Raw genomic sequence first — 15,465 nt, 5'->3', positions numbered from 1 at the left:
TATGGGCCACTGCCGGATAATTGCGATTGCGCTCAGCTTTCGTGCTTGTCGCAAGCATCCGGGGTTGCGCGACGCTGAATAGTCGGGCTTAATCGACCAGTCCACGCGAGGCCGATAAGGGATCGGACCTTGCCGGAGGGAAAATGCACACGGCGCATCTCGCGGGGGGTTTGAGATGACGACACGACAGGCGATCGCGATCGTCGATATCAATGCCGGTCTTGTGGCCCGGATCGTGGCGGCATTGGCTCTGCTCGTCGCGGTCCCGACGAGCGTGGCCAATTCGAATTCCACTTACGAAGGCGTTGCCAGCTGCGCAGGATCGACCTGCCATGGCCGGTTCGAGGGCAATGGTGCGGTCGTTCGGCAGGACGAGATTGCCACCTGGCAGGAACCGTCCTCACCCAGCGGCGCTCACAGCCGCGCCTATGCAGTTCTTGCCTCGAGGCGGGGGCAGCGGATCGCCACCAGCCTTGGCCTCGGCAAGGCGACGCAGGCCAAGGAATGCCTCGGCTGCCATGCGACTTTCGTGCCGTCCTCGCAGCGGGGCGACCGCTTCCAGATCAGCGACGGGGTGGGGTGCGAGAGCTGTCACGGTGCATCGGGCGGATGGCTGGCCGCTCACTATGCCCGTCCCGCGACCCACGCCTCGAACGTCGCCAATGGCCTTGTCCCGCTCGAAAACCCGCAAGTGCGCGCAAATGTCTGCCTCGATTGCCACTATGGCTCCACCAAGACCGGGCAATTCGTCACCCACTCGATGATGGCGGCGGGCCATCCGCGCATTTCCTTCGAGCTCGACCTGTTCAGCTCGCTCCAGCAGCATCACGATGTCGATGCCGATTACCGCGCGAGGAAGCGTGCGCCCAATTCGGTGCGGTTCTGGGCGGTCGGTCAGGCAGAGGCGGTGCGTCGTTCGACCGGCCTGTTCGCCCGGAGCGAATTCGGGATGGAGGGCGTCTTCCCGCAATTCTATTTCTTCGATTGCCATTCGTGCCACCGCACGATCACCGACGGCCCGGAACGCAAGCTCACATTCGAGACCAATCCGGGGCGCCCGATCCCGTTTGGCAATCCGCCTTTCAATGACGAGAACATCATCATGCTGTCCGCAGTTGCAGGTGCGCTCGTTCCCGCGCAGGCCGACAGCTTCCGGGCGGCAAGCCGTGATTTCCACAAAGCCATGGGGATCGATGCGGGGGGCGCCCGGGCGGCGGCGGTCGAATTGTCGCGCCGCGCAGGGTCGCTTTCCAACGCGCTCAGTCAGCGCGCCTATACCGGTGCCGATGCCTTCCGCGTGATCGGGATTATCGCGGACAAAACGACCTCGGCGCGATTCACCGACTATGCCGGATCGGTGCAGGCGGTGATGGCGATCGACACCTTGCTCAACGCGCTCGTGCGCGAGGGTCGCGTTTCGGTTGGCGCTGCGGCGGGGATACGCTCGAGCATCAACCGCGCCTATGCGGCGGTTGCGGAGCCCAATTCCTATCGGCCGGCTGAATTCCGCGAGGCGATCCGCAACGCTTCGGCAGCGATCGGCAGGTTGAGCTAAGCTGTGGGCGCTGGGTGGAAAGCCATCTTCGGAGCGCCACTGCTGGTGCTCGCGGCCTGTGGGGGCGGTGACGGATCCACGCCCAGCGGCGGTGGCACGGGGAGCGGCCCCCCGGTACCTCCGCCACCTCCTCCGCCCCCCGCTGGCGGCTTGTATTCCGTGCCTGCCGCCGAAAGCCTGAGCGCCGCAGAAGTCGGGACGATCATCGCCCAGGCCGCTGCCCAGGCGAGCGCGCAGGGGGATGCCGCGACCATTGCTGTGACCGACCGCGTGGGCAATGTGCTCGGCGTGTTCCGGATGCCCGGTGCCAGCGCGACCGCGAAGATCGACGATGCGCCCAATGGCCAGAATATCGATGCGCAAGGGCTTACCATTCCTTCGAGTGCAGCGGCTATCGCGAAGGCGATAACCGGGGCTTATCTCTCGAGCGGCGGCAATGCCTTTTCCACCCGCACGGCGAGCATGATCGTGCAGGAGCATTTCCCGCCCGCACCCACAACTGCGGGCCTCGAAAGCGGGCCGCTGTTCGGGGTGCAGTTCAGCCAGCTGCCGTGCTCCGACCTTGTTAGCCGCGCGAGCGATGGAACCATCGGACCGCAGCGCTCGCCGCTCGGCCTTGCCGCCGATCCGGGAGGGTTCCCGCTTTACAAGAACGGCGTGGTGGTGGGCGGCGTCGGGGTGATCGCTGACGGGCGCTATGGCTTCGATGCCAATGTGCTCGACGTCGATATCGACGTGGACGAACGGGTCGCGCTTGCAGGCACGGTGGGGTTCGAGGCTCCGGTGAGCATCCGGGCGGACCGGATTTTCGCCGACGGAACATCGCTGCGCTACACCGATGCGACCTATGCGCAATTGGCTTCCGTTTCCGGCGCGAGCTTTGCGGGAACGGCGGGCAATCTGGTCGCGGTGAACGGATATTATGGCGGCGGCGCGCTGCTCGCGGGAACAGCATACGGCACCGAGGCATCGGGTATTCGCCCCTCGACCGCGGTCGAATTCGCCAATGTCGATGCCTTTGTGCTGAGCAACGGGGCCGGGCTGAACCGCTTTCCGGTCCGCGCGGGCACGGATAGCAGCGACGTGAGCAGCGCGATCAGCGCAGCCGAAGCCCGCGCTATTCTCGAGGAAGCCTTCGCGGTGATGAGCCGTGCGCGGGCGCAGATCAGGCAACCGCTCGATAGCCGCGCGCAGGTGACGATCAGCCTCGTCGACACGCGCGGACGGGTGCTCGGCATCGTCCGCTCGCCCGATGCGCCGATATTCGGCATCGACGTCAGCCTGCAAAAGGCGCGCACCGCAAATTTCTTCTCCGGCGCTCTTGCCGCGGCGAACCTTTCGGCAGCCTCGGGAGAGGTTCCCCAGTTTGTCGGTCGCGTGCGCACATTTCTCAACGATCCCAACGCACTGACCGGTGCTTTCGCCTTTGCTGACCGTTCCGGCGGCAACCTCTCGCGCCCCTATTTCCCCGATGGCGAGGTCGGCCAGCCGCACGGCCCGCTTTCGCGTCCGATCGAGCAGTTCAACCCGTTTTCGACCGGGCTGCAAAGCGCGCTCATCGTCGGAAATGTCGGGCAGCATCTCGGCTTCGTCCAAGGTTTGAATGCCGACACGCCCGATCACTGCACTACGCTGCCGCAGATCAATCCCGGCGAAACGCGGCTCGATAACGGAATCCAGATTTTCCCCGGATCGGTCCCGGTCTATCGCGGGGGCCAGCTGGTCGGCGGCCTTGGTGTTTCGGGCGACGGTATCGACCAGGACGACATGATCAGCTTCCTCGGGCTCAACAATGCCGGGCTGAGGGTTGGCGGGATCGGCAATGCGCCCAAGGATATTCGCGCGGACAAGATCGTGGTCCAGATCGGCGGCAGGCAGGTTCGCCTGCGTTACGTCAACTGCCCCTTCGCGCCGTTCCTCGATACCGATGCGCAAAATGTGTGCGAGGGGCTGTAGGGGTGGCGCTGGCCTTTGCTCCCTATGCTTTGCTGCTGCAAGCTGCCCCGCAAGCGGAACAACCTCCTCCGCCGCCACCGCCGCCGCAACCCGCACCCGAAGAACCCGATCCCGAATGGGAGAAGGATGCACCGCCGGTCGATCCGCAGATCATCGAGGGGCGTGAGCGCCCCGGCTATACCGCTCCGCTTCCGGACAGGATCGAGCAGGAGAACGAAGGCGCAATCCGCGCGCCGCCGCCCGAGGCCTTCCCGACCGATCAGGTGCCGATCCCGGATCGTTGGCGGCTGATCGAGGATCTCGGGCTGGTGAAGGAAAACCTCCTCGATCCCTACAACCAGAACACCTACAAGGGCGATCGCCCGATCAACCGGGAGAAGGTTCCGTGGCTGCCGATCACCGGCGATGACTGGTTCTTCGTCGCCAACCTCGTCAGCGACAGCGTCTATGAGCCGCGCACTTTCCCGATTCCCGTCGGCATCCAGACCACTGAAGACCCGGACCGCCTGGATGTTTTCGGAGACGATTTCTCGACTGTCCTTTCGCAGACCTTCATCGCGGGCTTTGCGCTGCTGAAGGGCAGCACCGCCTACAAGCCGCCTTCGGTCGAATACCGCGTCACGCTGGCCTACAACGTCAACTATGTCGACGTGCCCGAGCGGCGCGTGCTGTTCGTCGAACCGAGCAGGGAGAGCGACCGGCTCGATCATTTTCTTGGGCTTCAGGAAGCCTTCGTCGACTATCACTTCACCGCGCTTGACAACGACCGGTTCGACTTCATCTCGATCCGTGCCGGTATCCAGCCGTTCCAGTCCGATTTTCGCGGATTCCTGTTCAACGATCAGCAGCTTGGCGTGCGGTTGTTTGGCAATCGCGACAACAACCGTTTCCAGTTCAATCTCGGTGCGTTCTGGCGGCTGGAAAAGGACACGAACAGCGGCCTCAATTCGGTTGTCAAAAGCCCGCGCGACGATTTTGTTTTCATCGCCAATGCCTACCGGCAGGATTTCCTGATCCCGGCGCTCACCAGCCAGATCACGCTCGCCTACAATCGCAACCGCGAGGCGGACGATATCGAGATCGACGATAACGGCTTCCCGGTGCGCCCCGCGCTGCTCGGAAACCTGCGCGGGCGCGATTACGATGCGTTCTATATCGGTTACAACGCAGATGGCCGGATCGGGCGGATCAACGTCACCGCCAGCGCCTATTGGGTTCTGGGCGAGGACCGCAACAACATCTTCACCGGAGAGCCGGCCGATATCAATGCTCAGTTCGGCGCGGTCGAACTCAGCTATGACCGCGACTGGATACGCTTTCGCCTGTCGGGAGCTTACGCGAGCGGCGACAGCGACCCCTTCGATGACACCGAGGGCGGATACGACGCGATCTTCGAGAATCCGGTCTTCGCAGGCGCGGATACGTCTTATTGGATCAGGCAGACGATCCCGTTCGCGGGCGGCGGCCGCGCCGTATCCGTCAATGGCAGGAACGGTATCCTCAACAACCTGCGCTCGTCGAAGGAGCAGGGGCAGTCGAACTTCAACAATCCGGGTCTGATCCTCACCGGTGTCGGCGCGGATTTCGACCTCACGCCGGAAATCCGCGTTTCGGCAAATGCCAACCACTTGTGGTTTGAGAACACGACCTCGCTCGAGGTCCTGCGCAACGAGGGCTCGATCCCCAAGGACATCGGCTTCGATCTTTCGGCCTCGGCCATCTGGCGGCCCAAGGCCAACCAGAACATCGTCTTTCGCCTTTCCGCCGCCGCGTTGGTTCCGGGTAAGGGCTTTCGCGACCTGTTCGACAGCCGCAACGGCAATGACAAGTTCGTCTCGATCCTCGCAAACGTGGTGCTGACCTACTGATGACCAAGCTTCGCGCCTTTTCGCTGCAACGCCTTGTTTTGCTGATCGCCATCGTCGCGCTGGGTATAGCGACCTTTGCGAGCGATTCGATGGCGGCCGACAAGGAAAAGCCGGTCAAGCGCGATTACTCCCGCGTCACCGCCCAGCCTGCGCCTGCCAACCAGTCGGTGGCCGAGATGATGGCGAAATCGGAAGGCTGCAACACCTGCCACATAAAAACCGACGCGCCGACCATGCACCTGACGCCGGCGGTAAGGCTCGGATGCACCGATTGCCATGGCGGCGATGCAAGCGTGCGGGGCAATTCCGAACTGCCGCTCGATCACCCGGACTATGTCGCCGCGCGCGACCGCGCGCATGTCCTCCCGAAATATCCCCAAAGCTGGCACTGGCCCTCTTCGGCCAATCCCAAGCGCTCTTATGCCCTGCTCAACAAGGAAGCGCCCGAATTCGTAAAGTTCGTGAACCCGTCGGACTATCGCGTTGCACGCGAGGCCTGCGGAGCTTGCCACATCCAGTCGATCGAGGCGTCCGAGCGATCGATCATGGCGACCGGCGCAATGCTGTGGGGCGGGGCGAGCTACAATAACGGCATTCTGCCGTTCAAGAACTACCTGCTGGGAGAGGCCTATACCCGCGACGGGAAGCCCGCCAAGCTGACATCGCCGGTGGGGGAAAGCGGCGAGCTGACCGAACAGCAGAAGGCACGCGGCGCATTGGCCGAACTCTATCCGCTGCCGACCTGGCAGGTCGTCCCGCCGGGTGACGTCTTCCGTGTGTTCGAGCGCGGCGGCCGCACGATCAATTCGCAATTTCCCGAGATCGGCATCCCCAATCCGACCGGCCAGATCCAGCGGCTCGAAGAACCGGGCAGGCCCGATCTCAAGCAGTCGAACCGCGGCCCGGGAACAGGCCTCAGGGTCGCGATACCGGTGCTCAATATCCACAAGACCCGGCTCAACGATCCTTTCACCTGGTTCCTCGGCACCAATGACCAGCCGGGCGATTATCGCCACTCGGGCTGCGCGAGTTGCCACGTCGTCTACGCCAATGACCGCGAGCCGCGCCATTCGCTGATCTACGCGCAATACGGGCGCGACGGGCAGACGATCACCAGCGACCCGACCATCGCCGGAAAGCTCGAGCGGGCAGCAGGTCTCGACAAGAAGAAGGGCGGGCATGGTGCGCTCAAGGGACCGGGCGAGGCGCGCAAGGCCGAGGATGACGATACCCTCCAGATCGACGGGAAGATGAAGGAAAAGGGCCACCCGCTCCAGCATGTCTTCACCCGCGCGATCCCGACCGCGCAGTGCATGAACTGCCACATGCACCAGCCCAACATCTTCCTGAATTCCTATCTCGGCTACACCATGTGGGATTATGAAAGCGACGCGCCGCTGATGTGGCCGAAGCTGCAGAAATATCCCACCGCCGAAGAGGTGCGCGCCGTTGTCGATCGCAATCCCGAAGGCGCGGCCCCGCGCGGCAAGTGGGCCGACCTCGATTTCCTGCGCAATGTCTACGACCTCAATTCCGAGGCGAGGGATACGCAGTTCGCCGACTATCACGGACACGGGTGGAATTTCCGCGCCGTCTTCAAGCGCGACCGCGAAGGCAACCTGCTCGATAAGGACGGCAATATCGTCGACAACGACGATCCCGAGAAATGGCGCAAGGAAGGCGAGGCCAAGTTCGTCGAACCCGGCACCAATCCGGGCAAGGCGGTGCACCTGATGAGCATTCATGCCGAGGTCGGGATGCAATGCGCGGATTGCCATTACGAGCAGGACAGTCACGGCAATGGCATGATCTATGGCGAGGTCGCCAATGCGATCGAGATCGGGTGCAAGGATTGCCACGGAACTGCCGATGCCTATCCGACACTGCGCACATCCGGCCCCGCCGCGCCGCCCAAGGGGCACGACCTTGCGCTGCTCCGCAATCCCGATGGCCGCCGCCGGTTCGAATGGATCGACGGCGAGAATGGCCGCCGCAAGCTGATCCAGCGCTCGATCGTCGATCCCAAGCTCGAATGGGAAGTGAGCCTCGTGAAGGACGCGGTCGATCCCAGGGCGCCCACTTTCAACGGTAAGGCCGCGCGGGCGAAGCTGATGAGCCGCTATGGTGCGGAAACCGGCAAGTTCGAGTTCGGCAGCGGGGTGGAGGAAGGCGACCGCGCGCACCGCGATCCGGAAATGGCATGCTTTACCTGCCACCTGTCATGGACGACGTCCTGCGGTGGCTGCCACCTCCCGATCGAGGCCAACTGGAAAACCAAGTCGCACCGCTACGAAGGCGGCGAGACGAGGAATTTCGCGACCTACAACCCGCAGGTGGCACGCGACCAGATGTTCCAGCTGGGCAAGCACCAGACGACCAAGGGCAACCAGATCGCGCCGGTCCGCTCGTCTTCTGCGCTGGTGCTGTCCTCGACCAATATCAACCGCGAGCGCATCTATGTGCAGCAGCCCCCGATCAGCTCGATCGGCTTTTCGAGCCAGGCCTTTGCGCCGCACTTCCCGCATACGGTGCGAAAAACCGAGACCAAGACCTGTTCGGATTGCCACCTGTCGGAGGCGGACGACAACAACGCGATCATGGCGCAGCTGCTCCTGCTCGGTACGAATTACGTCAATTTCGTCGGAATGCACGCCTGGACCGGGCAAGAAGACGGGTTCACCGCGGTGCGGGTCACCGAATATGACGAGCCTCAGGCCGTGCTCGGCTCCTACCTCCACAGATACGCCTATCCCGATTACTGGCGGATGCATGTCGAGGATAACGGCCGCGAGCTGAAGGACTGGGTGCGCGGGCAGGCTTTCGACAAGGACCTGTCGGGCGAGACCAAGCCGTTCGAGGAATTCGTCAACGTCCACGAGGGCACGCGCGACAGTGTCGGCTGCCTGCAATTGCGCGGCGAATACATGTTCGTGGCCGAGGGCAAGGGCGGCTTCCGCGCCTATGACGTGGCTTCGATCGGCAATAAGGGCGTGTCGGAGCGGATCATCACCGCGCCGTTCTCGCCGCTTGGGCACGATACGCATGTCGATACGACAAACGCGACCTGCGTGGCGCTTGCGACCAACCAGCCGATCGCGCCGACGCGCAGCACGCCGCAAATGCGCGAGATCAACCAGGAGCAGCCATTCCTCCCGATCTACAATTACGCGGTGGTGACCGATGCCGAAGAAGGCCTCGTTCTGGTCAATGTGGACACGCTGGCGGACGGCGAATTCCGCAACAATTTCTTCGAGCGCACCGAGTTTTCCGACGGTTCGACCGCGTGGAACCCGGACGGGGTGCTCGACGGTGCGCGGCACGTCCACCTCGCGGGCGAAGTGGCGTATATCGCAGCCGATCGCGGCCTCGTGGTGGTGGATCTTGCCGATCCGAAGTCGCCCAAGGTTGCGGCGGTGCGTCAGCTGCGCGATGCTCGGGCGAGCGCGATCCAGTTCCGGTATCTGTGGGTGTCGGACGCCGAGGGCGTGAAGCTCTTCGATGTCACCGATTTGCGCAATCCGGTCGCCGTTCCCGAAGGCACTGTGCCGCTCGCCGATGCCCGCCGGATCTATGTCGCGCGCACCTATGCCTATGTCGCGGCCAAGGGAGACGGGCTGGTCATCATCGACGTTACCCGCCCGCGTGCGCCCTCGATCGTTCAGAAGGTGACGCTGGGCGGGACGCTCAACGATGCCGAGGACGTGATAGTCGGTTCGACCAACGCATCCTTGTTCGCCTATGTCGCGGACGGCCGTAACGGGCTCAAGGTGTTGCAACTCACCAGCCCGGACAGCCAGCGTAATTTCTATGGCTTCAGCCCCAGACCGGTGCCGGAACTCGTCGCTTATGCAAGGACGTCCTCGCCCGCGATCGCACTGTCGAAAGGGCTCGACCGCGACCGTGCGGTTGATGAGACTGGCGGACAGATCGCGGTGTTCGGCAGGCTCGGGTCACGGCCGTTCACGCGCAGCGAGATGGAGCGGTTGTTCATGACCCGCTCGGGCGTGCCGTGGAAGGTTTCCGACGATGTCGACATGAACGCGTGGATCGGGCGCGACATCGACAACCCGCCACGCCGCGCACGCCGCCGCGAGTACGATAACTCCGGCGACTAATCTCGCTCGTCGGCGAGCCCCTGCATCATCGGTTTGAGGTGCTCTTCGTAACGCGCAAGCACCTGCCAGTCGCCAACCGGCTGCATATGTGTAACGAGCCTGCCGTCATGCCAGCGGTGAAGGCTGTAAAAGGGCGGTTCGGCGGCAACGATGCCGCGATTGTCGGCCACTTCGGTATCGACCGGGCGCAGGTCGAGTGTCACCGCGGGCGCGACGGCTGGCGTGACGCTGAGCGGAATGCCGGCGACTTCCGAGACGATCGGCCGGTGCAGGTGCCCGCAAGCGATGCCGACGATCTGTTCATGTCCGGCTACGGTCTCATGAAACCGCTGGTACCAATCCTCGCTCGGCTTGGGGTCCATCCAGTCGATCCCTGCGACGATCGGCGGGTGGTGGAGGACGATGAGCGTCGGCGTTTCGGGATACGCATCGAGCTCGCGCGTCACCCATGCCGCGCGTTTCTCGCAGAAAGCGCCGCCGTGCCGCCCTTGGTCGAGCGAATCTATGCAGAGCACGCGGAGGCCCTCGAAGTCGATGGTGTACTGAACGAAGCCTTCCTCGTTTTCGAAGCCGGGAAAGGCTTTCACGAGAACGCTGCGCGTGTCGTGATTGCCGGTCATCGGGTAGACCGGGAAGGGGCAGGCTTCGACCGCTCGTGCAAGTCGCTCGTAGCATTTCGGATCGCCGCCATCAGCGAGGTCGCCGGACAGGATGAGGCAATCGGGTTGCACCTCCTGTGCAAGCAGGTGGTCGCGCACGGCGATGAAGCGCTTGTAGTTGAACTCGTCCTCACCGGCATCCGCATCGAAGCCGATATGGATATCGGTGATCTGCGCGATCAGCAGCGCCGGTTTTCCGTCCCCCATCCTCAGCGTCTCATCCTCTCGAGTGTAGCCGCGATTGTAGCAGGGGTTTCGCGAGGTGTATCGGGATGGCCGGGGGACCACGGCTTGGTGGGCGTGTGATAGCCGTGACACATCGCGCAGCTCGACGGCACGATCTCCTCGGTCTTCGCTGCCGTCGCGCCGAGGTGGCAATCGCGGCAGCTTGCAAGATCCGGTATGAGCAGGTCGCTCGCCTCGCTCGATGTCTCGGCGGCGTGGCAGCTCGTGCAGGTTTCGTCCTCATGCGCGGCGTGATCGAAATAGCCGTGCAGCAGGAACCGGTCGGGCAGGTTCACCGGCATCACGTCGGGCATTCCATCGGTCCGCGTTGGCAGGTGGCACTCGGCGCACACTCCATTCGCGCCAAGCGCGTTGCTGATCGAGAGATAGGCTCCGAAAGGACGCCCGAAATTCGAGTAGTACCGCCCGCCTTGTGCGAACTGACCGGGACGGGTGCGGCCCGGTATCATCGCGCGGCGCTGGCCGCGATTGACCCGTGCGAGGTCGGCGCGAAGATCGTCTATGTCGCCATGGCGGAGCTTGGTGAAACCGGCGCTGGAGCGGCCCGAGATAAGGCTGTGACAGCTCTCGCATGCGCTTTCCATCACCACCGGTTTGAAACCGATGCGATCATCGGTCTCCTCGTGACAGTCGCTGCACTCGAGCGGCGCGCCATATCCCGGCAGGCTCAACGCCATGCGCGCTGCGCCGCCCTGCGGGTCCATGTGCACATTGTGCGGAAACTTGAGGCCGCTCGCCTCGATCAGCGGCGTATCGAGCGACATGCGCACCGGTTCGTCCGCGCCAAGGCTGGCATAGAAAGTCGGGCGGAATTGCGGGTGTTGCTTGCCAAAATCGTGGGCGTTGGCGAGCTGCGTGTCGGAAAGGCGCGTGTCTAGGTCTGAATGGCAATCGGCGCAGAACTGCTCGCTCGCCGGCGCTTGCCTTACCGGACCTTCGTGCTCGGTGTGACAGGCAACGCAGCCCAGCGGCCCTTCTTTGCCGAGCGTCTGGGCGATCGACCACTGGATCGCATCGCCCTCACTGAAAGATGGCAGACCTGCGGCCAGACGCGGGCGGGCGGCGTGCTCGCCAAGCCCTTCGTGGCAGGTGAGGCAGGTTTCGTCCTGCACGGAGACGAAGGGCGTGACGTGGCAGGCCTCGCAATTGTCCTCGAGAGCGTGGTGCTTCATCGAGAGTTCGCCGCTCGACCATGCGCTGTCGAGCAGGACCTGGTCCGGCATATCGCCGTCGGGATCGATCTCCACCGGATCGCGGGTGAGGTGGGTGACAATCGGCACTGCCAGCAGGGCAATCAGAATGGCGCTAGCGAGCACCCATGACACGGCGCGCTTGCTCGGCAAGGCGCTTGAGAGAGCAAAGCCGCGCAAGACGTCCCGCGGGCTCGATTTGTCAACCTGCCTGATGGTTATGCTGGTAACGCCGTCTCCGTCACGCGCGATGGTTAGCCGCGAGGAACCGATTTCGATTTCGCCGCCGAGATTGGGCGCGATTTCGGCCTTCGTCTCGCTCTTCCCGTCGATTTCGAAGCCGAGCGTGCTCAGCGCCTCGACGATCAGCGTGCCGTCGGGAGCTTCGTGGATCTTCGCGTGGTGCTGCTCCACCGCGAGATCGGGCAGGTGGATATCGTTTTCGCTCGCACGGCCGATCGTCAGGTCGGGCTGGTCGAGCGTCCGTTCACGCACGATCTCGCGACCTGAAGAGGTGTAATCGATGGTGCGGATCAGGAATGCCAAGCTGCCGACCTCACCAGTAATAGAACACGCTCACCACATGCGCGGTGAGGGCGGCGAGGAGCGCGATCGTCGCCGGAATGTGAATGAACAGCCAGATCTCGAGCAGCGCCTGGATCCTCAAATGGCGACGGATCTGCGCGAGCTGTTCGGCGCGGCGCTGGAGCAGGGCGATAACCCGCTCGCTCGCCTCGTCGGTGGCGGTCATGCTCCTTAACGCGCGGTTGGTCGCGCATCCGGGATAAGAGCCAGTGAGCCTCCCCCATGCCCCGCCGTAGAAAACGTCCTGCTCGAGCGAGGCGATGACGAGATCGGATTGCTCACGGCCCAGCGGCTGCGCCGCTGTCTCGAGCTGTCGATCGATCGCCTTGAGCGCCTCGATCATGTCGCCGCGGGTCATTTCCTTGCGGTTGGCGCTGAGTTCGGCGGGGAGCGTCGCATAGGCCCATACGCCGTAAATGCCCGAGAGGATCACCAGCAGCATCAAGGCATAAGCGAGCGTGTGGACATTCCAGCCGACCTGGAAGCCGGTGTGCAGCGTGCCGATCACGATCAGCGAGAGGCCGAGCCACACATGCGCGCTGGTCCACGCCTTGAGGCTCCAGTGCCCGGTCGTGATCTTGCGCTTCCGGATGCCGAGCAACGATAGCCAGACGATCAGGGCCAGCCCGATCGTGCCAAGCGTGTAGCCGTACCAGCTGCCGCCATTGGGGCGTGGTTCCTGGTCGATGAGAGCATAACCGAGACCCGCGACAAGGCTGAGCGCGAGCGCGATCTTGAGCCAGCGCCAGTTGCGGTGCTTCAGGAAGCTCACATGGTCGGCATCGCGGCGTTTCTCGTCGTCGACGAAACGGGTCGCGGCGCGGTCTTTCGGGAGGCTCGCCATTACTCGGCGTCCTCGGTGATCTTGGTAAAGGTCAGGAACTTGTCGGGCGACACGCGGATCGCGGCGCCGGTGGGGCAGGCGCGCACGCAGGCAGGCCCGCCCTCGATCCCCGAACACATGTCGCATTTAATCGCCTGCTTGGGCTGTTCGGGGTCGCCGTGAGACTTGCGCCAGCTATAGGGCGCTTCGCCGGGGCCGGGACCCTTGCCGAACAGTAACCATTGCAGGAGCGAGGGCTTCTTCGGTGGCCTGGGGTCCATCCTGATCACGCCATAGGGGCAATTGCGCTGGCAATTGCCGCAGCCGATACAGGTCTCGTCGATAAAGACCTCGCCGTCCGGCCCGCGCTTGATCGCGTTGGGCGGGCAGTCGGCCATGCAGTGCGGGTGTTCGCAGTGGCGACACGATGTCGGCACGTGAAGATGCGCGTAGGTCTTTCCCGCCTCGCGGTCGAGCCGCGAGAGCCCCTCGTGCGCGTCGGCGCAGGCGCGCTCGCAATTGTCGCAGCCGATGCACAGTTTCTCGTCGATCAGCAGCACGTCGGTCGCCTCGCCAAGACCCTGGTCGACAAGGAAGGCGGCGGTTTCGGAATACATGTCCACCGCGCCGTCGAAATTGTCCTTGCGGCTCTCGATGAAAGCGGTCACCTCGCGCCGCGCCGCCATGTCCGACAGCGCCCGCTCGCGCACGCGCGGATGCGCATCGAGCAGCGCCATGAACTGGTCGCCCGGCAGGCGGATAACCTCGGACTTGATCGCCGCCTTCACCGTCGCGGTGCGCGGCGAGCCGTCGATCACCGCCATCTCGCCGACATAGCTTCCGGCGGGAAGATAGGAGAGGAAGACCGGCCTGCCGCCGATATTCTTCTCGACGATCATTGAACCGCGGCGGATGATGAAAACGTCCTTGTCCTCTGCCCCTTCCTCGATGATCACCTCGGCGGCCCGCACTTCGACCACCTCGGCGGCTTCGACGAGCGGCGCAACATCCTCTTTCGTGAGGCCCGATCCGAACATCTGCAGCAGCTGGCGTTCTACCGCGATGCGGTTCACCGCGCGCGCCGCGCCGGGCGAGGTGGCGATCAGCTTGAGCGCGGCATTGCGCGACAGCTCGATAGCGACCACCGGTTCGGCCGCGCGGATGGTCGCGCCCCTGCGGCGACCCGAAATGAGGCCGACCTCGCCGAAGATCGAACTCTGTTCGATCGGCACGGTGATGGAGGGATTCTCGGGATCGACCTCGACCGCGACCGAGCCTTGCGCGATCGCGAACATCGAGGAGCCGGGCGCGTTGCGGGTGAAGATCACCTCTCCCGGCTCGAAGTAATGCACCGTGCTGTCGAGCATCAGCTCGCGCAATTGCAGGGGCGAGAGTTCCTCGAAGATCGAGACATTCGATCCGAACACGCCGAGCCAGTGATCGACATCGTGGTTGCCCGGCAGCACGGCGAATTTCTCGGCAAGGATCGGTTCGTCGGCGGGCTTGAGTTCGGTATTCCCGTTGAGGAATTCGATCACGTCATAGCCCTGGTTCATGCAGTGCTTGATCAGCGGATAGCCCGCCAGCGCGCCGATCACGTGGATGCCGGGCTTGATCGTCTCGAACGAGGGGGAAAGTTTGGGAAAGGCGCCGCGTTCCTCGCTCGTGAACTCGATTCCCATCGCCTCTACGAAGCCGCGCGGAGGCTGCGATCCGGTGCGCGCGATAATCCGGTCGCACTTGATCGTTTCCTGGCCATCGCGCGTGTCGAGCACCAGCGCACCGTCCTTGACCTCGGCCGGGCTGGTTTCACGACGGACGCTGATCCGCCCCTCGCGCTCGGCCTCCTCGAGCAGCGCGACATTGGCGGGCTTGGCACGGGCGAATTCGGCCCGGCGGTTGAGGATCGTGACGGTGTTGCGCTGGGCATCGTCCGCGGCAAGCCCCAGCGCGTTCTCGATCCCCGCATCGCCCGATCCAATCACGGTGATGTGTTCGTCGAAATACTCGCCCGGATCATCCAGCTGGTACTGGATCATCGGGTGATCCGCGCCTGGACAGCGAAGCCTGTTCGGATTGCCCTGTGTGCCGATGGCAAGCACGATCGCTTCGGCTTTTACGGTCTCGCCATTGACCAGCGTAATCGTGAAATCGCCCTTCTCACCCTCGACCTTTGCGACTTCGGCGTTGAACTTGACGTTGATCTCTTGTGCGCGCGCCTGCTCGTCCCAAGTGCCGAGGATGGCCTCCCGCTTGCCCGCGTCGAAATCGAAGTCGCTTCGCAGCACCAGGTTCGAGGGCGTCGCCATGACGTGCTTACCCTTTTGGTACTTGTAGATCGTGTCAGAGAGGTGGTCGGTCTTTTCGAGCAGGGCGTGACTCATGCCAAGGGCTGCAGCGCGCGCGGCGGCACTCAATCCGGCAGGACCGGAGCCGACAATTGCAACCTTGAAAACGTCCGACAATCC

General features: G+C 63.7%; 8 protein-coding genes. 4 read left to right on the top strand and 4 right to left on the bottom strand.

Annotated elements, in window-relative coordinates:
• Positions 1-175 precede the first annotated feature (175 nt).
• From FIU90_RS13990 to FIU90_RS13975, 4 genes are all read left to right on the top strand, one after another.
• Positions 176-1,555 carry a multiheme c-type cytochrome gene (locus tag FIU90_RS13990; RefSeq protein ID WP_152435332.1) on the top strand — a complete coding sequence of 460 codons (1,380 nt, stop codon included), beginning with the start codon at positions 176-178 and terminating at the stop codon, positions 1,553-1,555.
• 3 nt (positions 1,556-1,558) lie between these two features.
• Entirely contained in the window at positions 1,559-3,511 is a 1,953-nt protein-coding gene (locus FIU90_RS13985) for a heme-binding protein (RefSeq protein ID WP_234029538.1), read from the top strand.
• Between the two features lie 2 nt (positions 3,512-3,513).
• The gene (locus FIU90_RS13980; RefSeq protein WP_234029537.1) at positions 3,514-5,379 is read left to right on the top strand and encodes a hypothetical protein; all 1,866 of its coding nucleotides are present in this window, start codon (positions 3,514-3,516) and stop codon (positions 5,377-5,379) included.
• A gap of 89 nt (positions 5,380-5,468) precedes the next feature.
• A complete protein-coding gene (locus tag FIU90_RS13975; RefSeq protein ID WP_234029705.1) occupies positions 5,469-9,494 on the top strand; it encodes a multiheme c-type cytochrome in 4,026 nt (1,341 codons plus the stop codon).
• Here FIU90_RS13975 and FIU90_RS13970 read toward each other — a convergent pair.
• Genes FIU90_RS13970 through FIU90_RS13955 form a run of 4 tightly spaced genes read right to left on the bottom strand, consistent with a single transcriptional unit; the run spans position 9,491 to position 15,462 of the window.
• A complete protein-coding gene (locus FIU90_RS13970) occupies positions 9,491-10,360 on the bottom strand; it encodes a phosphodiesterase (RefSeq protein ID WP_152435330.1) in 870 nt (289 codons plus the stop codon). The two genes, FIU90_RS13975 and FIU90_RS13970, sit on opposite strands and share 4 nt — an antisense overlap.
• 2 nt (positions 10,361-10,362) lie before the next feature.
• The gene (locus tag FIU90_RS13965) at positions 10,363-12,135 is read right to left on the bottom strand and encodes a cytochrome c3 family protein (protein ID WP_152435329.1); all 1,773 of its coding nucleotides are present in this window, start codon (positions 12,133-12,135) and stop codon (positions 10,363-10,365) included.
• Positions 12,136-12,145: 10 nt separating this feature from the next.
• Complete coding sequence (locus FIU90_RS13960) at positions 12,146-13,018, bottom strand: hypothetical protein (protein WP_172970275.1); 873 nt, start codon at positions 13,016-13,018, stop codon at positions 12,146-12,148.
• Complete coding sequence (locus FIU90_RS13955) at positions 13,018-15,462, bottom strand: NAD(P)-binding domain-containing protein (protein ID WP_152435328.1); 2,445 nt, start codon at positions 15,460-15,462, stop codon at positions 13,018-13,020. Before FIU90_RS13955 ends, FIU90_RS13960 begins: the two co-directional genes overlap by 1 nt.
• Positions 15,463-15,465: the final 3 nt, after the last annotated feature.

It is taken from the genome of Erythrobacter sp. THAF29 (genome assembly GCF_009363635.1).
Classification (GTDB): domain Bacteria; phylum Pseudomonadota; class Alphaproteobacteria; order Sphingomonadales; family Sphingomonadaceae; genus Erythrobacter.
This window is presented reverse-complemented; position numbering and strand designations above follow the sequence as displayed.